General features: G+C 65.9%; 18 protein-coding genes. 8 read left to right on the forward strand and 10 right to left on the reverse strand.

Annotated features, from left to right (window positions below; all coding sequences use genetic code 11):
* Window positions 1-29 precede the first annotated feature (29 nt).
* From DCM80_RS11285 to DCM80_RS11305, 5 genes are all read left to right on the forward strand, one after another.
* A complete protein-coding gene (locus DCM80_RS11285) occupies window positions 30-1,376 on the forward strand; it encodes a murein hydrolase activator EnvC (protein ID WP_257197023.1) in 1,347 nt (448 codons plus the stop codon).
* Window positions 1,373-2,734, forward strand: coding sequence for a S41 family peptidase (locus tag DCM80_RS11290; protein ID WP_257178859.1), 1,362 nt, complete (start codon window positions 1,373-1,375; stop codon window positions 2,732-2,734). The genes DCM80_RS11285 and DCM80_RS11290 overlap by 4 nt, the downstream gene beginning before the upstream one ends.
* 168 nt (window positions 2,735-2,902) lie before the next feature.
* Window positions 2,903-4,111 (forward strand): divergent polysaccharide deacetylase family protein, encoded by a 1,209-nt coding sequence (locus tag DCM80_RS11295; protein WP_257197024.1) that lies wholly within the window; start codon window positions 2,903-2,905, stop codon window positions 4,109-4,111.
* A gap of 78 nt (window positions 4,112-4,189) precedes the next feature.
* A complete protein-coding gene (locus DCM80_RS11300) occupies window positions 4,190-4,696 on the forward strand; it encodes an RNA pyrophosphohydrolase (RefSeq protein WP_257197025.1) in 507 nt (168 codons plus the stop codon).
* Window positions 4,697-4,756: 60 nt separating this feature from the next.
* Window positions 4,757-5,257, forward strand: coding sequence for an RNA pyrophosphohydrolase (locus DCM80_RS11305; protein ID WP_257197026.1), 501 nt, complete (start codon window positions 4,757-4,759; stop codon window positions 5,255-5,257).
* A 195-nt stretch (window positions 5,258-5,452) separates the two neighbouring features.
* On the opposite strand, the gene DCM80_RS11310 is transcribed toward DCM80_RS11305, so the two are convergent.
* The 5 genes from DCM80_RS11310 to DCM80_RS11330 all read right to left on the reverse strand — a co-directional run bounded on the left by DCM80_RS11310 (window position 5,453) and on the right by DCM80_RS11330 (window position 10,565).
* A complete protein-coding gene (locus tag DCM80_RS11310; RefSeq protein WP_257178863.1) occupies window positions 5,453-5,860 on the reverse strand; it encodes a F0F1 ATP synthase subunit epsilon in 408 nt (135 codons plus the stop codon).
* Window positions 5,861-5,940: 80 nt separating this feature from the next.
* Window positions 5,941-7,374, reverse strand: coding sequence for a F0F1 ATP synthase subunit beta (atpD, locus tag DCM80_RS11315; protein WP_025032831.1), 1,434 nt, complete (start codon window positions 7,372-7,374; stop codon window positions 5,941-5,943).
* 83 nt (window positions 7,375-7,457) lie between these two features.
* A complete protein-coding gene (locus DCM80_RS11320) occupies window positions 7,458-8,330 on the reverse strand; it encodes a F0F1 ATP synthase subunit gamma (protein WP_257197027.1) in 873 nt (290 codons plus the stop codon).
* Between the two features lie 145 nt (window positions 8,331-8,475).
* Window positions 8,476-10,005, reverse strand: a complete 1,530-nt coding sequence (gene atpA, locus DCM80_RS11325; protein ID WP_257197028.1) for a F0F1 ATP synthase subunit alpha — start codon at window positions 10,003-10,005, stop codon at window positions 8,476-8,478.
* Window positions 10,005-10,565: a F0F1 ATP synthase subunit delta gene (locus DCM80_RS11330; protein WP_257197029.1), complete on the reverse strand. Its 561-nt coding sequence runs from the start codon at window positions 10,563-10,565 to the stop codon at window positions 10,005-10,007. The genes atpA and DCM80_RS11330 overlap by 1 nt, the downstream gene beginning before the upstream one ends.
* A gap of 674 nt (window positions 10,566-11,239) precedes the next feature.
* On the opposite strand from DCM80_RS11330, the gene DCM80_RS11335 reads away from it, so the two are divergent.
* A complete protein-coding gene (locus DCM80_RS11335; RefSeq protein WP_257197030.1) occupies window positions 11,240-11,737 on the forward strand; it encodes a septal ring lytic transglycosylase RlpA family protein in 498 nt (165 codons plus the stop codon).
* Between the two features lie 296 nt (window positions 11,738-12,033).
* Here the strand turns inward: DCM80_RS11335 and DCM80_RS11340 are convergent, their stop codons facing one another.
* Complete coding sequence (locus tag DCM80_RS11340) at window positions 12,034-14,244, reverse strand: primosomal protein N' (RefSeq protein WP_257197031.1); 2,211 nt, start codon at window positions 14,242-14,244, stop codon at window positions 12,034-12,036.
* Between the two features lie 123 nt (window positions 14,245-14,367).
* Between DCM80_RS11340 and DCM80_RS11345 the strand changes: the two genes are divergently transcribed.
* The gene (locus tag DCM80_RS11345) at window positions 14,368-15,333 is read left to right on the forward strand and encodes a tyrosine recombinase XerC (protein ID WP_257197032.1); all 966 of its coding nucleotides are present in this window, start codon (window positions 14,368-14,370) and stop codon (window positions 15,331-15,333) included.
* A 90-nt stretch (window positions 15,334-15,423) separates the two neighbouring features.
* A complete protein-coding gene (locus DCM80_RS11350; protein WP_257197033.1) occupies window positions 15,424-16,011 on the forward strand; it encodes a DUF4337 domain-containing protein in 588 nt (195 codons plus the stop codon).
* A 164-nt stretch (window positions 16,012-16,175) separates the two neighbouring features.
* On the opposite strand, the gene DCM80_RS11355 is transcribed toward DCM80_RS11350, so the two are convergent.
* The 4 genes from DCM80_RS11355 to odhB are packed head-to-tail and all read right to left on the reverse strand — an operon-like array spanning window position 16,176 to window position 20,251.
* Window positions 16,176-16,706 (reverse strand): hypothetical protein, encoded by a 531-nt coding sequence (locus DCM80_RS11355; protein ID WP_257197034.1) that lies wholly within the window; start codon window positions 16,704-16,706, stop codon window positions 16,176-16,178.
* 32 nt (window positions 16,707-16,738) lie between these two features.
* A complete protein-coding gene (gene lpdA, locus DCM80_RS11360; RefSeq protein ID WP_257197036.1) occupies window positions 16,739-18,139 on the reverse strand; it encodes a dihydrolipoyl dehydrogenase in 1,401 nt (466 codons plus the stop codon).
* A 56-nt stretch (window positions 18,140-18,195) separates the two neighbouring features.
* Entirely contained in the window at window positions 18,196-18,957 is a 762-nt protein-coding gene (locus DCM80_RS11365) for an SDR family oxidoreductase (protein ID WP_257197037.1), read from the reverse strand.
* A 52-nt stretch (window positions 18,958-19,009) separates the two neighbouring features.
* On the reverse strand, window positions 19,010-20,251 hold the full coding sequence (gene odhB / locus DCM80_RS11370) for a 2-oxoglutarate dehydrogenase complex dihydrolipoyllysine-residue succinyltransferase (protein ID WP_257197038.1): 1,242 nt from the start codon (window positions 20,249-20,251) through the stop codon (window positions 19,010-19,012).
* Window positions 20,252-20,282: the final 31 nt, after the last annotated feature.

Genomic DNA, 20,282 nt, shown 5'->3' on the forward strand with positions numbered 1-20,282 from the left:
GCGCTACAACGAGCATCTTTGCCTCAGCGATGCGAGCGCCTGTCCTCAACCTGCTGCTGATCGCGAGCGTCCTGCAAATAGGCGTTCTGGGCGCAAGCCTCGCGCGGGCTCAGACGGCGCCGCCGCAGACCGCAGCCATCTCGCCCGAAGCCATCAAGCAGCGCGAGCAGGAGCTGGAAGCCGCCCGCGCCAGGCAGAAGAGCGCGGAAGAGGCACAGGCCAAGCTCAAGGCCGAGATCACCTCGCTGGGGAAGGACCGCACCCAGCTCAATCAGCAGCTGATCGATACCGCCGCCAACGTGCGCACGGTCGAGACCAAGATCGACGACACCGAAGCGCGGCTGCGAAGCCTGAACGGCCGCGAGCAGGAGATGCGCGCGTCGCTGGATTCGCGCCGCGGCGACATCGTCGAGGTGCTGGCGGCGTTGCAGCGGGCCGGGCGGCGGACGCCGCCGGCGCTGCTGGTGCGGCCCGAAGACGCGCTGCAATCCTTGCGCACGGCGATGCTGCTCGGCGCTGTGGTGCCGGAATTGCGCGGCCGCGCCGAAAAGATCGCAAGCGAGCTCGGCGAGCTCGTGGCCTTGCGCAAGACCATCGCTTCCGAGCGCGACCAGCTCGCCGCCGACCGCGACCGGGTCCGCAGCGACCAGACCCGGCTCACCGCCCTGGTCGAGGAGCGGCAGCGCCAGCAGTCCGCGCGCGAAAAGGATCTCGACGCCGAGAACGCGCGCGCGATCATGCTGTCGAAGCAGGTCGGCGATCTCCAGGGCCTGATCACCAAGATGGAGCAGGACCTGCAAAGCGCCGCCAAGGCCGCCGAGAAAGCAGCCGAGGCCGCAAGGCAGGCCGAGGCCAAGGAAGCCAAGTTGGCGGCCGCCAGCGCCAAGTCGGGCCCTGGCGCATTCAAGGACCGGTCCCGGACCACCCCCGCGATCGCGTTCGCCTCGGCCAAGGGTCTGCTGCCGCTTCCGGTTAACGGTAACAAGATCAGGGATTTCGGCGGTTCCGACGGGGTCGGCGGGGTTCAGAAGGGCATTTCGCTGGCAACCAAGCCCGGCTCCCAGGTCACAACGCCGTGTGACGGCTGGGTGGTCTATTCCGGCCCGTTCCGCAGCTATGGACAACTCTTGATCCTCAATGCCGGGGGCGGGTATCATGTCCTGATCGCCGGGATGGAGCGTATTTCGGTCAACATCGGACAGTTCGTGCTCACGGGAGAGCCGGTCGCGACCATGGGGTCGACATCTCAAGTCGCCTCCATTCTCGCGACGAATGCGAGTCAACCTGTGCTGTATGTCGAGTTCCGTAAGGACGGCACTCCAATCGATCCAGGCCCATGGTGGGCCGCAAATGAAGGCGAGAAGGTTCGCGGATGATGCGCAAGACTTCAGTAATCCTCCTCAGCGCCGCCACCGGTGCAGCGCTGACGCTGTTCGTGACCCAGCCGCGCGCGGTCTTCATGGGCTCCAGCGCGCGAGCCGCCACCGCGGACACCTATCGCCAGCTCAACCTGTTCGGCGACGTGTTCGAGCGCGTGCGCTCCGACTATGTCGAGAAGCCCGACGACACCAAGCTGATCGAGTCGGCCATCAGCGGCATGCTCACCGGCCTCGATCCGCATTCCAGCTACATGGACGCCAAGAGCTTCCGCGACATGCAGGTGCAGACGCGCGGTGAGTTCGGCGGCCTCGGCATCGAGGTCACGATGGAAGACGGCCTCATCAAGGTGGTCTCGCCGATCGACGACACGCCGGCCTCGCGCGCCGGCGTCATGGCCAACGACATCATCACCAATCTCGACGACGAGGCGGTGCAGGGCCTGACCCTGAACCAGGCGGTCGAGAAGATGCGCGGCCCGGTCAACACCAAGATCAAGCTCAAGATCATCCGCAAGGGCCAGGACAATCCGATCGACGTCACCCTGGTGCGCGACAACATCCGCGTCCGCTCGGTGCGTGCGCGCGTGGAGCAGGACGACATCGGCTATATCCGCATCACCACCTTCAACGAGCAGACCACCGAAGGGCTGAAGCGCGAGATCGGCAACCTTTCGAATCAGATCGGCGGCGACAAGCTCAAGGGCTTCATCATCGACCTGCGCAACAATCCGGGCGGCCTGCTCGAGGAAGCGGTCACCGTCTCCGACTCCTTCCTGGAGAAGGGCGAGATCGTCTCGACCCGCGGCCGCAACGCCGAGGAGACTCAGCGCCGCACCGCGCATTCGGGCGACCTCACCAAGGGCAAGCCGGTCATCGTGCTGGTCAATGGCGGCTCGGCCTCGGCGTCGGAGATCGTCGCCGGCGCGCTGCAGGACCACAAGCGCGCGACCATCGTCGGCACGCGCTCGTTCGGCAAGGGCTCGGTGCAGACCATCATCCCGCTCGGAAGCGGCAACGGCGCGCTGCGCCTGACCACGGCGCGCTATTACACGCCGTCGGGCAAGTCGATCCAGGCCAAGGGCATCGTGCCCGACATCGAGGTGCTGCAGGACGTGCCGGACGAGCTCAAGGCGCGCACCGACACCAAGGGCGAGGCTTCCCTGCGCGGCCATCTCAAGAACGACGGCGACGAGAAGACCGGCTCGCAATCCTACGTCCCGCCGGACGCCAAGGACGACAAGGCGCTCAAGCTCGCCGGCGACCTGCTCCACGGCATCAAGAACAGCGCCTCGGCCGCGCCCGCGCCCGGCGGCGACACCAAGGCCACGACCGACAAGCCCAAGGCGGCGAACTAGGTCGGCGAACCAGGTCGACGAACCAGCTCGCGTATAACGCGATCCCTCAAGGGCGGCTCCAAGAGCCGCCCTTTTTGCTTGGGAACTCCTGGCATCCCCGGCCTCTCCCGGCCTGCCACCGCTTGACCTCGGCGTGGTATCGTCATTCGCAGTGATTCGGGATCGCGCATGACTGAAACGGCCGATGATCTGAGCGCTCCGCTCGGACAGGACAAGCCGCGCCGGAAACGCCGGCTGCGGCTGCCGTTCACGGCCACGCAGCTGCTTGCCGTGCTGCTCGGCCTGTTCCTTGTCACCTTTGCCGGCTTCGCCCTCTTCAACAAGGATCCGCTCGGCGGCGAGCCGATGACGCGGATCGCGATCAAGCCGGCGGACAAGGCAGCGGACGAGAAGCCGGCCGCCGCTCAGGACAGCAAGCACGAGACCAAGGAGGCGCCGAAGCAGGCCTCCCCCGGCGAGCAGAAGACCGTCACCATGATCGACGGCTCCACCGGCGCCCGCCACGACGTGGTCATCGGCGGCGGCGATGGCGCCGACAAGGGCGACACCGCAGCGTCAGCCCCGCCGCCCGTGATGGCCGGGATCAATCCGAAGCTGCTGGAGAAATCGCGCTACGGCATGATCCCGGTGGCGGCCGACGGGCTGAAGCCGTTCAACGTCTATGCCGCGGATGCCGACCGCGCCAAGGCCGCCAAGATGCCTGTCGTCGCCATCGTGATCGGCGGCCTCGGCGTCGGCGCCGCCAAGACCACCGACGCCATCATGAAGCTGCCTGGGGCGGTGACGCTGGCCTTCACGCCCTATGGCGCCGATCCCGGCAAGCTCGCCGAGCGGGCCCGCGCGCAGCGCCACGAGATCTTCCTGCAGATCCCGATGGAGCCCTACGATTTTCCCGACAACGATCCGGGACCGCAGACGCTGCTGACCTCGCTCAGCGCCGACCAGAACATGGACCGCCTGTACTGGCATTTGAGCCGGATGCAGGGCTATGCCGGCATCGCCAATTTCATGGGCGCACGCTTCATCGCGACCGAGCCGGCGATGCAGCCGATCGTCCGCGAGGCGGCCAAGCGCGGCCTCGGCTTCTTCGACGACGGCTCCTCGCCCCGCAGCATCGCAGGCCAGACGGCAGCGAGCCAGGCCATGCCGTTCGGCAGGGGCGACATCGCGATCGACGTGGTGCCGACGGCGACCGAGATCGACCGCGCCCTGAACAAGCTGGAATCGACGGCGCGCGAGCGCGGCATCGCCGTCGGCACGGCCTCCGCTTTGCCCGTCTCGATCGACCGCATCGCCGCGTGGACCAAGACATTGGCCGACCGGGGCATTCTCCTGGTGCCATTGACAACCGCGATGCTGAAATCAAAATCCAGCTGAATCAACGGATTGGTACGGCGCTTGTCCTGACGGGGGACCGGTTCAGCCGTACCGGCAGCATGTGAGAGGTCTGGCGGAATGGCGCGTTACGAGGATCTGCCCTACCGGACCTGTGTCGGTGTGATGCTGCTCAACAAGGAAGGACGCGTGTTCATCGGCCGCCGCGCCGGCGGGATCGAGCATGTCGACGACACCCATGTCTGGCAGATGCCGCAAGGCGGCGTCGATCCCGGCGAGGACACCTGGGAGGCCGCCAAGCGCGAGCTGTACGAGGAGACCAGCGTGCGCTCGGTGGAGCGGCTCGGCGAGGTCCCGGACTGGCTCACTTACGACATTCCGCGCACGGTCGCCGGGCGCGCCTGGAAAGGCCGCTACCGCGGCCAGCGCCAGAAATGGTACGCGGTGCGCTTCACCGGCAAGGACAGCGAGATCAACGTCGAAAAGCCCGGCGGCGGCGGCCACAAGGCCGAGTTCATCAGCTGGCGCTGGGAGCCGATGAAGAATTTGACCGGACTGATCATTCCGTTCAAGCGCCCGGTCTATGAACGCGTGGTGCAGGAATTTTCCGCGCTGGCGGACCAATAAATCGGATTCGCCCCGCCTTCGGTGCTAATGCATCGCCGGGACGACGATGAGAGATTGCGCGTGACGACTGAAAAGCCCTACCGCCCCAATGTGGGGATCGCGCTGTTCAATGCCGATGGCCGCGTGCTGGTCGGCCACCGTTTCAAGGGCGACGGACCCGAGATCATTTTGCCGGGGCTCGATTGGCAGATGCCGCAAGGCGGCGTCGACGAGGGCGAGAACTTGCGCGACGCGGCGATGCGCGAGCTCTGGGAGGAGACCAGCGTCGTCAGCGCCGACTATCTCGGCGAGACCGATTGGTTGACCTACGAATTCCCGCCCTACGACGGCCCGCAGACGCATCGCCTGGCGAAATTCCGCGGCCAGCGCCAAAAGTGGTTCGCGCTGCGCTTCACCGGCATGGATGACGAGATCGACCCGCTGACGCCGCGCAACGGCCAGCCCGCCGAGTTCGACGCCTGGCGCTGGGAGCGCCTCGACCGCGTCGCCGACATCGTCGTGCCGTTCCGACGCGAGGTCTACCTGGCGGTGGCCGGCCAGTTCGCGCCCTTCGCAAACTGAAAACCGCGAAAACAACCCCATGCACAGTAGAATGGGATTGAAATCGTTGGAGGATTTCGGCCGCCATTTGCGGCTGCGCGTGTGAGAGACCCTCATCTCTCGGTCAACAAAGTTTCAGCGCCCGCCACGGTCGGTGACGAGCGCTGAACCGGTTCAGGAATTTCAGTCTTGAGCCCCGGAGCGGTGCTCCGGGGCTTAGTGCATGGCCGTCGCGTTGAGCTGATGCTGGATGCTCTTGAAGTGGTCGAGCCGCTCGATGGCGTGATCGAGCTCGCCGCCTTCGTGCTCCTTCAGGCTCTCTTCCATCTCCGCGATCGTCTCGGCGAACTGGGCACGATCGAGCTCGGCCAGCGACGTCGCGACGTCGGCGAGCACGGTCAGGCCCTTTTCGGAGACCTCGGCGATGCCGCCGAGCACGATGATCTTCTCGTGCTTGCCGCCGGCGGTGATGGTGAGAATGCCGGGGCGGATCGCCGCCACGACCGGCGCATGCCCTGCCAGCACGCCGAAGTCACCCTCGACGCCGGGAATGTCGACCTGGTCGACCTCGCCCGAGAAGGCGAGCTTTTCCGGAGAAACGAGATCGAAGTGGAAGGTGGCCATAAGAAACCTGCGAATGGTGAGTGGCGAGTGGTTGAAGCAGGGAGCAGCTATTCGCCACTCCCTATTCGCTATTCGCCAGCTTAGGCGGCTTCCGCCGCCAGCTTCTTGCCCTTCTCGACGGCTTCTTCGATGGTGCCGACCATGTAGAAGGCGGCTTCCGGCAGGTGGTCGTACTTGCCTTCCACGAGGCCCTTGAAGCCCTTGATGGTGTCGGCGAGGTCGACGAACTTGCCGGGCGAGCCCGTGAAGATTTCGGCGACGTGGAACGGCTGCGACATGAAGCGCTCGACCTTGCGGGCGCGGGCCACGGTCAGCTTGTCCTCTTCCGAAAGCTCGTCCATGCCGAGAATGGCGATGATGTCCTGGAGCGCCTTGTAGCGCTGCAGCACCTGCTGGACCTGACGGGCGACCGCGTAATGCTCCTCGCCGACGACCAGCGGGGAGAGCATGCGCGAGGTCGAGTCGAGCGGGTCCACCGCCGGATAGATGCCCTTTTCGGCGATCGAGCGCGACAGCGTCGTGGTCGCGTCAAGATGCGCGAACGAAGTCGCCGGCGCCGGGTCGGTCAAGTCGTCGGCCGGAACGTAGATGGCCTGCACCGAGGTGATCGAGCCCTTCTGCGTGGTGGTGATGCGCTCCTGCAGCGCGCCCATGTCGGTGGCGAGCGTTGGCTGATAACCCACCGCCGAAGGAATACGGCCGAGCAGCGCCGACACTTCCGAGCCGGCCTGGGTGAAGCGGAAGATGTTGTCGACGAAGAACAGCACGTCCTGGCCCTTGTCGCGGAAGTCTTCCGCGATGGTCAGCCCCGTGAGCGCGACGCGGGCGCGGGCGCCGGGCGGCTCGTTCATCTGGCCGAACACCAGCGCGCACTTCGACTTCACGCTCGGATCGGGATTCTTCGGATCGGCGTTGACCTTGGATTCGATGAACTCGTGATAGAGGTCGTTGCCTTCGCGGGTGCGCTCGCCGACGCCGGCGAACACGGAGTAGCCGCCGTGCGCCTTGGCGACGTTGTTGATCAGCTCCTGAATCAGCACGGTCTTGCCGACGCCGGCGCCGCCGAACAGGCCGATCTTGCCGCCCTTGGCGTAAGGCGCGAGCAGGTCGACGACCTTGATGCCGGTGACGAGAATTTCGGCTTCGGTGGACTGGTCGGTGTAGGTCGGCGCTTCCTGGTGGATGGCGCGCAGGCCTTCGGTCTTGACCGGACCGGCTTCGTCGATCGGCTCGCCGATGACGTTGATGATGCGGCCGAGTGTGCCTTCGCCGACGGGAACGCGGATCGGAGCGCCGGTGTCGGTCACTTCCTGGCCGCGGACCAGACCTTCGGTGGTGTCCATCGCGATGGTGCGGACGGTCGACTCGCCGAGATGCTGGGCGACTTCGAGCACCAGGCGGTTGCCGCCGTTCTTGGTCTCGAGCGAATTGAGAATGGCCGGGAGGTGGCCTTCGAACTGCACGTCGACGACGGCGCCGATGACCTGGGTGACGCGACCGACCTGGGCTGCCATTGAATGTCTCCTTCGATCCGAACTTCTAAACCGCGGTCAGCGTGACCGGGATGTTGCGTGTAATGGGTGCTGAAGCGTCCTGGTCAGACGGCCTCGGCGCCCGAGATGATTTCGATCAGTTCCTTGGTGATCTGCGCCTGACGCGTGCGGTTGTAGACCAGCGTCTGCTTGCGGATCATCTCACCGGCGTTGCGCGTCGCGTTGTCCATCGCGCTCATCTGCGCGCCGTAGAACGAGGCGTTGTTCTCGAGCAGCGCGCGGAAGATCTGGACCGCGAGGTTGCGCGGCAGCAGGCGGGTGAGGATCTCGTCCTCTTCCGGCTCGTATTCGTAGGACGTCGTGTTGGCGGCAGCGCCCTCCTCGACCACCAGCGGAATGATCTGCTGGGCGGTCGGGATCTGCGCGATCACCGAGCGGAAGCGCGAATAGAACAGCGTGCAGACGTCGAACTCGCCGTTGTCGAATCGCGCCAGCACCTTCCTGGCGATCTCCTCGGCATTGACGAAGCCGAGCTGGCGGACGCTGCGCAGGTCCATGTGCTCGACAATCTGCTTGTCGAACTGGCGGCGCAGCTGCTCGTAGCCCTTGCGTCCCACGCAGAAGAACTTCACGTCCTTGCCCTGCGCCATCAGCGCCAAGGCGCGCTCGCGGGCGAGACGCACGATCGAGGAGTTGAAGGCACCGGACAGGCCGCGCTCGCCGGTGCAGACCAGCAGCAGGTGGACCTGGTCCTTGCCGGTGCCGGCCAGCAGCACCGGTGCGCCGGGCGAGCCCGCCGCGGCGCCGGCGATGTTGGAGATCACCGCGCTCATCTTGTCGGCATAGGGACGCGCCGCTTCCGCGGCGGTCTGTGCGCGGCGCAGCTTGGAGGCTGCGACCATCTGCATGGCCTTGGTGATCTTCTGCGTCGCCTTGGTGGAGGCGATGCGGACGCGCATGTCTTTAAGTGACGCCATTCTTCGTCCCCGACGGTTCGATCGCTCGGATCAAGCCGCTAGCCTATCTCTGTCGTCATGCCCGGGCTCGTCCCGGGCATCCACGTCTTCGTCGCCACGCGGTGCGTGGATGGCCGGGACAAGCCCGGCCATGACGGCGCTTCAATTAAGCGAAGCTCTTCGCAAAGCCTTCGACCACCGACTTCAGCTTCGCAGCAACCTCGTCGGAGAGGTCCCGGCTGTCGCGGATCGCGTTGAGGATGTCGACGTGCTTGCCGCGCAGCAGCGAGAGCAGGCCGTCCTCGAAGGCGCGCACCTTGTTGAGCGGGAGCGGATCGAGATAGCCGTTGGTGCCGGCCCAGATCACGCAGACCTGCTCTTCCATCTTCAGCGGCGAGAATTGCGGCTGCTTCAACAGCTCGGTGAGCCGCGAGCCGCGGTTGAGCAGGCGCTGGGTCGAGGCGTCCAAGTCGGAGCCGAACTGCGCGAAGGCCGCCATTTCGCGGTACTGCGCGAGTTCGCCCTTGATCTTGCCGGCGACCTTCTTGGTGGCCTTGGTCTGCGCCGACGAACCCACGCGCGACACCGACAGACCGACGTTCACCGCGGGACGGATGCCCTGGAAGAACAGGTCGGTTTCCAGGAAGATCTGGCCGTCGGTGATCGAGATGACGTTGGTCGGGATGTAGGCCGACACGTCGTTGGCCTGGGTTTCGATGACCGGCAGCGCCGTCAGCGAGCCCGAGCCCTGGTCCTTGTTCAGCTTCGCCGCGCGCTCGAGCAGGCGGGAGTGCAGATAGAACACGTCACCGGGATAAGCTTCGCGGCCCGGCGGGCGACGCAGCAGCAGCGACATCTGGCGATAGGCGACGGCCTGCTTCGAAAGGTCGTCATAGATGATGACGGCGTGCATGCCGTTGTCGCGGAAGTACTCGCCCATGGTGCAGCCGGTGAACGGCGCGATGTACTGCATCGGCGCCGGATCCGAGGCGGTGGCGGCGACGACGATCGAGTATTCGAGCGCGCCCTGCTCTTCCAGCACCTTGACGAACTGGGCAACCGTGGAGCGCTTCTGGCCGACCGCGACGTAGACGCAGTACAGCTTGATGTTCTCGTCGGGCTGCGCGTTGAGCGGCTTCTGGTTCAGGATGGTGTCGAGCGCGATCGCGGTCTTGCCGGTCTGACGGTCGCCGATGATCAGCTCGCGCTGGCCGCGGCCGATCGGGATCAGGGCGTCGATCGCCTTGAGGCCGGTCGCCATCGGCTCGCTCACCGACTTGCGCGGAATGATGCCGGGCGCCTTGACGTCGACGCGCATGCGCTTGTCGGCCTGGATCGGGCCCTTGCCGTCGATCGGGTTGCCGAGCGCGTCGACGACGCGGCCGAGCAGGCCCTTGCCGACCGGCGCGTCCACGATGGCGCGGGTGCGCTTGACGGTCTGGCCTTCCTTGATCTCGCGGTCGGCACCGAAAATGACGACGCCGACGTTGTCGGTTTCGAGGTTCAGCGCCATGCCGCGGGTGCCGTTCTCGAACTCGACCATTTCACCGGCCTGGACGTTGTCCAGACCGTAGACGCGGGCGATACCGTCGCCGACGGACAGCACCTGTCCGACTTCGGAGACTTCAGCTTCCTGGCCGAAATTCTTGATCTGGTCCTTGAGGATCGCGGAAATTTCCGCGGCGCGGATGTCCATCAGCCTGCCTCTTTCATCGCGTGCTTGATCGAATTGAGTTTGGTGCGAAGCGAACCATCGACCATGCGGCTGCCCAGCTTGACGACGAGGCCACCGATGATCGCGGGATCGACTTTCACGTTCAGCGCGACGTCCTTGCCGGTCACCGACTTCAGGGCAACCTTGAGGGCGTCGAGATTCTTGTCCGACAGCGCTTCCGCCACCGTGACGTCGGCCGTCGTCTCGCCCTTGAACTTGGCGACGAGGGAGCGGTAGGCGCGGATGACGTCCGCCACCACGAACAGGCGGCGGTTGGCGGTCAGCACTTTGAGGAAATTGGCGGAGATGCCGGCGATGCCGGCCTTGGCCAGCACGGCCGACAGGGCCTTGGACTGGGCGTCGGCGGCGAACACCGGGCTGCGGACGAGGCGCTTCAGATCGGCGCTCTCGTTCAGCAGGGCCTCGAATTTCTCGAGATCGGCTTTGACCTCGTCGACCACTTTCTGATCGCGGGCCAGGTCGAACAAGGCCGTTGCATAACGGCCGGACACACCGGAAACGGAGGTATCTTCTGCAGCCACAGACGCGCTCTTTTTGCTGTCAAACTCGCAAGGGAAAAACCGTCGCCACGAAGCGGCGCCTAGCGATCCAAGCCCTTGGAATTCAAGCGGGACTTCGATTTTCGACCAGCACGGGACGTGCCGGGCTCGTTAAAATCGCGGCTTTGCTAACATAGCAGGCGCGCAGGTGCAACATGACGCCAAATTAAAGGCACGAGGTTCTGTCGCCAGTTCGTCGCACGCTGCGACGTCGCTTGTCCGGTTCGGCGATCGGAGCAGGACTCGATCAAGGACTTGGATGGCGATCTTCCCGGTCGCGGAATTGGCGCGTTCGCCGCTCTGCCCGGATTGGTTCCTGCCCTCAGTGCATAGCGGCCATGAACACGGATCGCTGAGCCGTGAATCCGGCGCCGACAGCATCACTCGCCGAATACTTACCCAATTCTAAACGCCGGAAGGGATGACTTCGTTTTACAGTATTCGTGAGTAATCTGTAGGTTAATAAATCGTTAAAGGCGAAGGTTAGCGAACATGAGATGAATATCTTGTTCGAGTAACAAGATGTTTCATGACGACACAGAACGGATTTACTGCCCAATTCACGCCGCATTGGGAATCGAAACGCCAGACCGCTCACAAATTGATGGGGGCTCCACTTGCCACATATGTGGCAATACTAGCTTAGGGACCAATAAATGCTGTCTTTGAAGACGCTGGGCTTCGTGACCCGGCCGCGTACGGCGATCGCTTTCGTTGCCGCAACTCTCCTGATCGGTGGAACTGCCACCGAAGCTTCCGCCAAATCCCGCCACCATAAGCATCATCACCGCCACCACGCCCAGGCCGACACCAATGCGGGCTCCGATTGGCGCAACGCCAATGCGTCGATGAATCCGACCTCGGGCACCGGCCGCAGCTTCTCCGGCATGGCCTCCTTTTACGGCAACGAGTCCGGCAGCAAGACTGCCTCGGGCCAGCGCTTCAACCAGAACGCCATGACCGCGGCGCACCGTTCGCTGCCGTTCGGCACCAAGCTGCGCGTCACCCATGGCAGCCAGAGCGTCGTCGTCACCATCAATGATCGCGGCCCGTTCATCCGCGGCCGGGTTCTCGACCTCTCCACGGGTGCCGCCCGCGCCATCGGCCTCACCAGTCGCGGCGTCGGCCGCGTCACCGCGGAAGTCGTCTCCTAAGGCGCCAGCCGCGCCTCACATCAACGCGCGCAGTTTCCATCAATTTGATGCGCGCCTGAAACAAGCCCGCGGTCTTGGGGGACCGCGGGCTTTTTGTTCGGCGCACGGCGCGTGTCCCGGACAAGCAGCAGCGCACCGCTAAAGAAGCGCTGCGCACGCGAAGGCGAGATTTGCGCCCGCTCTCACCACGTCATTGCGAGGAGCCCTTGCGACGAAGCAATCCAGACTGCCTCCATGGAGGGATCCTGGATTGCTTCGCTACGCTCGCAATGACGTGGAGAGAGTGTGGGCCGGCTCTACAAGAAACTCTGCGGGTCGACGTCGACTTCGAGCTTCTGATTGCCTGATGGCTTCGGGCAGACCGCGAGCCAGTTGCGCAAGTAATCCGACAGGTCGAAATTGCGCGCCGATTTCACCAGGACGCGGAAGCGGTAGCGGCCCTTGATGACGGCGAGCGGCGCTTCGGCGGGGCCGAGCACGACGACGCGCTCGTCGCGCGGCGCCAGCGCGACCAGACGGCGGCCGAGACCTTCGGCGCTGGGGCGGTCGCCGGCGGAGATGATCAGGCTGGCGAGCCGGCCGAACGGCGGATACAGCGTCTTCTCGCGCAGCTCGATCTCGCTGTCGTAGAAGGCCTCGCGGTCGCAGGCGATCAGCGCCCGCATCACGGGATGATCGGGCTGGTGGGTCTGCAAGTACCCGATGCCACGGCCCTGCTCGCGGCCGGCGCGGCCGATCACCTGGTTGAGCAATTGCCAGGTGCGCTCCGCCGCGCGCGGATCGCCGTTGGACAGGCCGAGATCGGCATCGACCACGCCGACGAGGTTGAGCCGCGGAAAATTGTGGCCCTTGGCCACGAGCTGCGTGCCGATGATGATGTCGACGCGGCCCTCCGCGATCTCGGCGAGCTCGCTTCGCATCGTCTCGATCGAGGTGACGAGATCGCTCGACAGCACCATGGTGCGCGCCTGCGGAAACAGCGCGGCCGCCTCCTCCTGCAGGCGCTCGACGCCGGGCCCGACCGCGACCAGCGATTCCTCGGCCGAGCAGTGCGGGCAGAGATGCGGGCGCGGCATCGAGAAGCCGCAATGGTGACAGACCAGGCGCTGGCGGAAGCGGTGATCGACCAGCCAGGCATCGCAGATGGCGCAGGCGAAGCGATGGCCGCAGGCGCGGCACAGCGTCAGCGGCGCATAGCCGCGGCGATTGAGGAACAGCAGCGCCTGCTCGCGCCGCTCGATCGCGGTCCTGATCTCGCCGGCCAGCCGCGGCGAGATGAAGCGGCCGCGCGCGGGCGGCTCGCGGCGCATGTCGATGGCCTCGATATGCGGCATGTGCTGGCCGCCGAAGCGCGAGGGCAGCGCGATGCGCTGATAGCGGTTCTTGCGCGCGTTGACCTCGGACTCCACCGACGGCGTCGCCGACGCCAGCACCACCGGGATCCTGGCGATGTGCCCGCGCACCACCGCCATGTCGCGGGCATGATAATGCACGCCCTCGTCCTGCTTGTAGGCCTGGTCGTGCTCTTCATCGACCACGATCAGGCCGAGATCGGCGTAGGGCAGGAACAGCGCCGAGCGCGCGCCGACCACGACCGGCGCGGTGCCCGAGGAGATCGCCGCCCAATTGCGTGCGCGCGTGCGCGGGGTGAGCTCGGAGTGCCACTCGATCGGACGCGCGCCGAAGCGCTGCGCGAAGCGATCGAGGAACTGGCCGGTGAGCGCGATCTCCGGCATCAGGATCAGCGATTGCCTGCCGCGGCGGATGGTTTCCGCGACGGCCTCGAAATAGACCTCGGTCTTGCCCGAGCCGGTGACGCCGTCGAGCAATGCGACGTGGAAGGTGCCGTTGGCGGCGAGCGCGCGCATCGCATCCACGCCGGCCCGCTGCAGCGGCGAAAAATCCGGCCGGCCGAAATCCGGATCGGGCGCCGGGGGCGGCGCCGGCGGCGGCATCGGCTCGACCGTGAGCGTGCCTTCATCGACGAGACCGTCGATCACGCCTGAGGAGACGCCGGCCTCCCTGGCGGCTTCCGACTTGCCGTGCAGCAGCCGGTCCGACAGCAGCTCGATCACGCGCTGGCGCGCCGGCGTCAGCCGCTTCGGCGGATCGCCGGTCAGGCGCACGCCGGGACGCACCCGCTCCGGACCGAGATTGTCGCCCATCCGCAGGCACATGCGCAGCACCATGCCGCGCGGGCTCAGCGTGTAATTGGCGACCCAGTCGACGACCTGGCGCAGCTCCGGCTTGAGTGGCGGGATGTCGAGCTTCTCGCTGACCTCCTTGAGGCGGTTGTGCAGGCGCGGATCCGGATTGGCGTTCTCGCCCCAGACCACCGCCAGCACCTCGCGCGGCCCGAGCGGCACACTGAGGAGATCGCCCGCCTTCAGCTCCATGCCGCGCGGCACCTTGTAGGAATAGGTCTGGTCGAGCGCGACCGGCACCAGCACGTCGACCATGCCGGTCGCGTTGGTGGGGGCGGCGTTGCTGCGCGACGAATGGTCCATCAACGGTCTTTGCAGGGAGAATCGGAACCCGGGGGTGCGAAGGCTAGCGTCCGGGGGCGACCTTAGCGAACGATAAACGAGTGTGATGCGATATACTGTACGGAATCATTCCGTCCAGAGCGCATGAGCAAACCGGCCGCCCCACAGATCGAGCTCGCCAGCGCCGATCCCTCGATCGCGCAGGAGATGACGCGCTGGCTGTCGCATCTCGGTGCCGAGCGGCGGCTGTCGCCGAAGACGCTGGAAGCCTATGGCCGCGACTTGCGGCAATGCCTGGATTTCCTCTGTGCCCATTGGGGCGAGCGCGTCACGCTCGAGCGTTTCGCCGCGCTGGAAGCCACCGACGTGCGCGCCTTCATGGCGATGCGCCGGGCCGACGACATCGCCGGCCGCAGCCTGATGCGCGCGCTCGCGGGGCTGCGCTCGTTCGGCCGCTTTCTCGAACGCGAGGGCAAGGGCAAAGTCGGCGCCCTCTCCGCCATCCGCGCGCCGAAGGTGGCGAAGAGCCTGCCGAAGCCGCTGCCGATGGCTTCCGCCAAGCGTCTTGCCGATGCCGACGAGCGCGCCGGCGAGGACCGCGAGACCTGGATCCTGGCACGCGATGCCGCGGTGATGGCGCTGCTGTACGGCTCGGGCCTGCGCATCTCCGAGGCGCTCGGCCTGAAGCGCCGCGAGGTGCCGCGTCCCGGCGAAGGCGACGTGCTGGTCGTAACAGGCAAAGGCAACAAGACCCGCATGGTGCCGGTGCTGCAGAACGTGCTCGCGCTGGTGCAGGAATACGTTTCGATGTGCCCCTATCCGCTGCCGGCGGAGGGGCCGATCTTCGTCGGCGCGCGCGGCGGGCCCTTGAGCCCGCGCATCATCCAGCTGGCGATGGAGCGGCTGCGCGGGGCGCTGGGACTTCCCGACAGCGCGACGCCGCACGCGCTGCGCCATTCCTTCGCCACGCATCTGCTCTCGCGCGGCGGCGACTTGCGCGCGATCCAGGAATTGCTCGGCCATTCCTCGCTGTCGACGACGCAGGTCTATACCGGCATCGATTCCGAGCGGCTGCTCGAAGTCTATGCGAGCGCGCATCCACGGCGCTGATACTGACATGAAGCTGTCATAGCTCGCGTGCCTCTTGCGCCGGCCGCGCGGTTGGTTCAATCGTTGCGGAACCGAGGCAGGAGAAACATCATGGGCGCACATGAAAGCATGGAGCATGCCGAGCACGCCGAACACGCGTCCGGCTCGAACAAGAAGATCGCGCTTCTGATCGCCGTGCTGGCGCTGTTCCTGGCGATCTCGGAGACGCTCGGCAAGGGTGCCCAGACCGAATCGATCAGCAAGAACGTCGAAGCCGCCAATCTCTGGGCGTTCTTCCAGGCCAAGAGCATCCGCCGCACCGTGGTAGTGACCGCGGCCGAGCAGGGCAAGCTCACGCTCGCCGGCGCGGACGAGGCGCAGAAGCCCGCGGTGCAGAAGCAGGTCGACGACTGGACCAAGACGGCGGCGCGCTACCGCTCCGAGCCCGAGACCGGCGAAGGCACCGAGCAGCTCGCCGAGAAGGCCAAGCATGCCGAGCACGCGCGCGACGAGGCAACCGCGAAATACCATCACTTCGAGCTGGCCTCGGCCGCGTTCCAGATCGGCATCGTGCTGGCCTCGGCCACCATCATCACCGGCATGCTCGCGCTGGCTTACGTCAGCGGCGTGCTGACCGTTGCCGGCCTGTTCATGACCGCGCTCGGCCTGTGGTGGCCGCATCTCTTACATTTGCACTGAGGGCGCGGGTGTCGCGCAGGCTTGAAGCCTCGCAGACGGTGTCATGCCCCGGCTTGACCGGGGCATCCAGTACGCCGCGGCCTCTCGATTCAATCACTCACGTCTTTGGAATACTGGATCGCCCGGTCACGCCGGGCGATGACAGCTGAGTGTGTGGCCGGCAACTACCGCGCCTGATGCACGCTCTTCCTGAAGCGCTGAATCATACGCAGCGTCCGTGACGACCATCCCTCGCCGTTGCCGGCGATCAGCTCGCGGATGCGCTGCTTGATCGGGTTGACCAGCTCGGCGGCCTTGGCGCGGATCCTCAGCACCAGGTCGTAGATCCGCTCGAACCAGCGCATCTCCAGCAGCTTGTGGCGCGTCACGTCGAACACGAAGGCGGTGACGCCGACGCCGACCAGCTTTGCGAACACGATCATGAAGACCGCGCTGGTCCAGTATTCGTGCGCGAGCAGCCAGAGGCCGACCAGCTTGAGCGGAAACAGCGGCACGACCGGGACGGCGAACACGATCAGCGTCATGGCCGGCGACAGCGCATCGACGCGCTCCGTCAGCCAATGCTTGAAGCGCGCCAGCGGAATGGCCGCGACGATCCTGGCAACGATCGGCTCGAGATGGTCCCACAGCCAGGCCTCGATCAGGAAGATGATCGCAAGAAGGACCCAGAGCGGTTGAAGAAGGCGGCGCAGCATGTGTTTCCCGCCCGATTCGGCGCCGGGCGTGGCTACATATGGATGGCCCGCTTGCCGACTGCAAGCGCGGCTTCCTTGACCGCCTCCGAGCGGGTCGGATGCGCGTGGCAGGTGCGCGCGAGATCTTCCGCACTGCCGCCGAACTCCATGAGAACACAGGCCTCGTGGATCATTTCGCCGGCTTCGCGGCCGATGATGTGCACGCCGAGCACGCGATCGGTCTTCGCATCTGCGAGAATCTTCACAAAGCCGTCAGTGGTCTGGTTGACCTTGGAGCGGCCGTTGGCGGTGAACGGAAACTTTCCGACGGTATAGGCCACGCCCGCCTGCTTGAGCTCCTCCTCGGTCTTGCCGACGGAGGACACTTCCGGCGAGGTATACACGACGCCCGGGATCACATCGTAATTCACATGGCCGGCCTGGCCGGCGATGATCTCGGCGACAGCAACGCCTTCGTCCTCGGCCTTGTGCGCCAGCATCGGGCCGGCGACGACGTCGCCGATGGCATAGACGCCCTTCACGCTGGTGGCGAAGTGCGGATCGATCTGCACGCGGCCGCGATTGTCGAGCGCGACGCCGGCTTCCTTGAGCCCGAGCGCGTCGGTGTAGGGCACGCGGCCGATGCAAACGAGCACGACGTCGGCCTCCAGCGTCTCGGCGGCGCCGCCGGAGGCGGGCTCGACCGTCGCCTTCAGCGTCTTGCCGGAGGTATCGACGCCGGTGACCTTGGCCCCGAGCTTGAATGCAAAGCCCTGCTTTTCAAGGATGCGCTGGAATTGCTTGGCGATCTCGCCGTCCATGCCGGGCAGGATGCGGTCGAGGAATTCGACGACGACGACTTCGGCACCCAGGCGATGCCAGACCGAGCCGAGCTCGAGGCCGATCACGCCGGCGCCGACGATCAGGAGCTTGCCGGGGACCTTGTCCAGCGACAGCGCGCCGGTGGACGACACGATGCGCTTCTCGTCGATCTCGATGCCCTTGAGGCGCGCGATGTCCGAGCCGGTGGCGATCACGATGTTCTTGGTCTCGACCACTTGCGATTTGCCGTCGGCGGAAACCTCGACCTTGCCGGCGCCGAGGATCTTGCCGGTGCCCTTGAGCACGTCGATCTTGTTCTTCTTCATCAGGAATTCGACGCCCTTGACGTTGCCGTCGATGCCCTGCTGCTTGAAGTTCATCATCGCCGGAAGATCGAGCTTCGGCGCCGACACCGACACGCCCATCTTGGCGAAGGAATGGCCGGCTTCCTCGAACATCTCGGAGGCGTGCAGCAGCGCCTTCGACGGCATGCAGCCGACATTGAGGCAGGTGCCGCCGAGGGTAGCGTTCTTTTCGACCACGGCGACCTTCATGCCGAGCTGGCTGGCGCGCACCGCGCAGACGTAACCGCCAGGTCCAGTGCCGATGACGACGAGATCGTAGGTAGCCATGAGAGAAGCCCCGTAAGTTTAGCGTGATGAGATTGTGTCAGCGTCCGCGCGGCGCGTCAGCGTCCGCCGGACACATCGAGAGTGGCTGCGGTGATGTAGGAGGCCTCGTCCGACATCAGCCAGAGGATGGCGCTCGCGATCTCGTCGGCGGTGCCGACGCGCTTCATCGGCACCATATGGGCCAGGCGATGGTGCCGGTCGGGCTCGCCGCCCGAGGCGTGGATTTCCGTATCGATCAGGCCGGGGCGAATGCCCGCGACGCGAATGCCTTCGCCGGCGACCTCATAGCCGAGGCCGGTGGTGAAGGAATCGATCGCGCCCTTGGAGGCGGCATAGTCGACATAGGTGTTGGGCGCGCCGAGCCTGGCGGCGACCGACGACAGATTGACGATCACGCCGCCCTCGCCGCCATGCCGGGTCGACATCCGCTTGACGGCTTCGCGTGCGCAGAGAATGGAGCCGGTGACGTTGACCGCCAGCACGCGCTGGATGCGCTCGGCCGACATCTCGTCGACGCGCACGCCGCTGGTGCCGACGATGCCGCCATTGTTGACGAGCGCCCCTAACTTACCGAACTTGTCGGCCTCCTTGAACAGGTCGATGATGTCGCGCTCCTCGGCGACATCGCACTTCACCGCAACGGCCTTGCCGTTGCTGGCCTCGATCTGCGCCACCACCTCGTCGGCAGCCTTCTTGTTGCTGGCATAGCCGACCACGACCCGGTAGCCGCGCGCGGCCGCCGCGATCGCGGTTGCCCGCCCGATGCCGCGGCTGCCGCCGGTGATGACAACGACCTTATCCGTCACATCAGCCTCCATGGTTCGACACGCGCCGTCGCGCATGGCGACGGCGCTCGCAGAGCATCAGGGATCAGAGATCGAGCACCAGGCGCGCCGGATCTTCCAGGCTCTCCTTGACGCGAACCAGGAAGGTGACGGCTTCCTTGCCGTCGATGACGCGGTGATCGTAGGACAGCGCCAGGTACATCATCGGGCGGACCTCGATCTTGCCGCCGACGACCATCGGCCGCTCCTGGATCTTGTGCATGCCGAGGATGCCGGACTGCGGCGCGTTCAGGATCGGGGTCGACATCAGCGAGCCGTAGATGCCGCCATTGGTGATGGTGAAGGTGCCGCCCTGCATCTCGTCGATCTTGAGCTGGCCGTCGCGGGCGCGGCGGCCGAAATCGGCGATGCTCTTCTCGATGTCGGAGATCGATTTGTGGTCGCAGTCGCGCACCACGGGCACGACGAGACCCTTGTCGGTGCCGACGGCGACGCCGACGTGGTAGTAGTTCTTGTAGATCAGGTCGGTGCCGTCGATCTCGGCGTTGACCGCCGGGATGTCCTTCAGCGCCTGCACGACGGCCTTGGTGAAGAAGCCCATGAAGCCGAGCTTGGCGCCGTGCTTCTTCTCGAACGCGTCCTTGTAGTGCGCGCGCAGCGCCATGACGTTGGTCATGTCGACCTCGTTGAAGGTCGTCAGCATGGCCGCGGTGTTCTGCACGTCCTTGAGGCGGCGCGCGATGGTCTGGCGCAGCCGGGTCATCTTGACGCGCTCTTCGCGGGCAGCGTCATCGGCCGGCGACGGCGCGCGCACCTGCACGGCGGCGGCGGGCTGGTTGACCGGGGTCGGCGCCGAGGCCGCGCGCTCGATCGCAGCCAGCATGTCGCCCTTGGTGACGCGGCCGTCCTTGCCGGAGCCCGGAACGGTCGAGGCGTCGACGCCGGTCTCGGCGGAGAGTTTTCGCACCGAGGGCGCGAGCGGCGCATCGGCCGGCGGCGCCTTCGGCGCAGCGGCAGCAGCCGGAGCCGGAGCCGCGGCAGCCGGAGCAGGGGCAGCCTTCGCTGGCGCCGGGGCGGGCTTGGCTGCACCGGCACCTTCCGTGATCTGGCCGAGCAGCGCGCCGACCGCAACGGTCGCGCCATCGGCGGCGATGATCTCGCTCAGCGTGCCGGCGGAGGGCGCGGGCACTTCGATGGTGACCTTGTCGGTCTCGAGCTCCACCAGGGGCTCGTCGACGGCGACCGGGTCGCCGGCCTTCTTGAACCAGCGGCCGATGGTGGCCTCGGTGACGGATTCGCCGAGCGTCGGCACACGAATTTCAGTCATGGTCTTTTTTCCTCGATCGCTAATACCGTCA

This window comes from Bradyrhizobium sp. WBOS08 (assembly GCF_024585125.1).
Taxonomy (GTDB): Bacteria; Pseudomonadota; Alphaproteobacteria; order Rhizobiales; family Xanthobacteraceae; genus Bradyrhizobium; species Bradyrhizobium japonicum_B.

Bases quoted from the DNA above. Each gene is read 5' to 3' on its own strand.
- DCM80_RS11345 (WP_257197032.1), top strand. From the start codon at position 14,368: ATGAGCAAACCGGCCGCCCCACAGATCGAGCTCGCCAGCGCCGATCCC.
- DCM80_RS11320 (WP_257197027.1), bottom strand. From the start codon at position 8,330: ATGGCGTCACTTAAAGACATGCGCGTCCGCATCGCCTCCACCAAGGCG.
- DCM80_RS11340 (WP_257197031.1), bottom strand. From the start codon at position 14,244: ATGGACCATTCGTCGCGCAGCAACGCCGCCCCCACCAACGCGACCGGC.
- DCM80_RS11310 (WP_257178863.1), bottom strand. From the start codon at position 5,860: ATGGCCACCTTCCACTTCGATCTCGTTTCTCCGGAAAAGCTCGCCTTC.
- DCM80_RS11300 (WP_257197025.1), top strand. From the start codon at position 4,190: ATGGCGCGTTACGAGGATCTGCCCTACCGGACCTGTGTCGGTGTGATG.
- DCM80_RS11285 (WP_257197023.1), top strand. From the start codon at position 30: ATGCGAGCGCCTGTCCTCAACCTGCTGCTGATCGCGAGCGTCCTGCAA.
- DCM80_RS11365 (WP_257197037.1), bottom strand. From the start codon at position 18,957: ATGGAGGCTGATGTGACGGATAAGGTCGTTGTCATCACCGGCGGCAGC.
- odhB (WP_257197038.1), bottom strand. From the start codon at position 20,251: ATGACTGAAATTCGTGTGCCGACGCTCGGCGAATCCGTCACCGAGGCC.
- DCM80_RS11335 (WP_257197030.1), top strand. From the start codon at position 11,240: ATGCTGTCTTTGAAGACGCTGGGCTTCGTGACCCGGCCGCGTACGGCG.
- lpdA (WP_257197036.1), bottom strand. From the start codon at position 18,139: ATGGCTACCTACGATCTCGTCGTCATCGGCACTGGACCTGGCGGTTAC.
- DCM80_RS11290 (WP_257178859.1), top strand. From the start codon at position 1,373: ATGATGCGCAAGACTTCAGTAATCCTCCTCAGCGCCGCCACCGGTGCA.
- DCM80_RS11295 (WP_257197024.1), top strand. From the start codon at position 2,903: ATGACTGAAACGGCCGATGATCTGAGCGCTCCGCTCGGACAGGACAAG.
- DCM80_RS11355 (WP_257197034.1), bottom strand. From the start codon at position 16,706: ATGCTGCGCCGCCTTCTTCAACCGCTCTGGGTCCTTCTTGCGATCATC.
- atpD (WP_025032831.1), bottom strand. From the start codon at position 7,374: ATGGCAGCCCAGGTCGGTCGCGTCACCCAGGTCATCGGCGCCGTCGTC.
- atpA (WP_257197028.1), bottom strand. From the start codon at position 10,005: ATGGACATCCGCGCCGCGGAAATTTCCGCGATCCTCAAGGACCAGATC.
- DCM80_RS11350 (WP_257197033.1), top strand. From the start codon at position 15,424: ATGGGCGCACATGAAAGCATGGAGCATGCCGAGCACGCCGAACACGCG.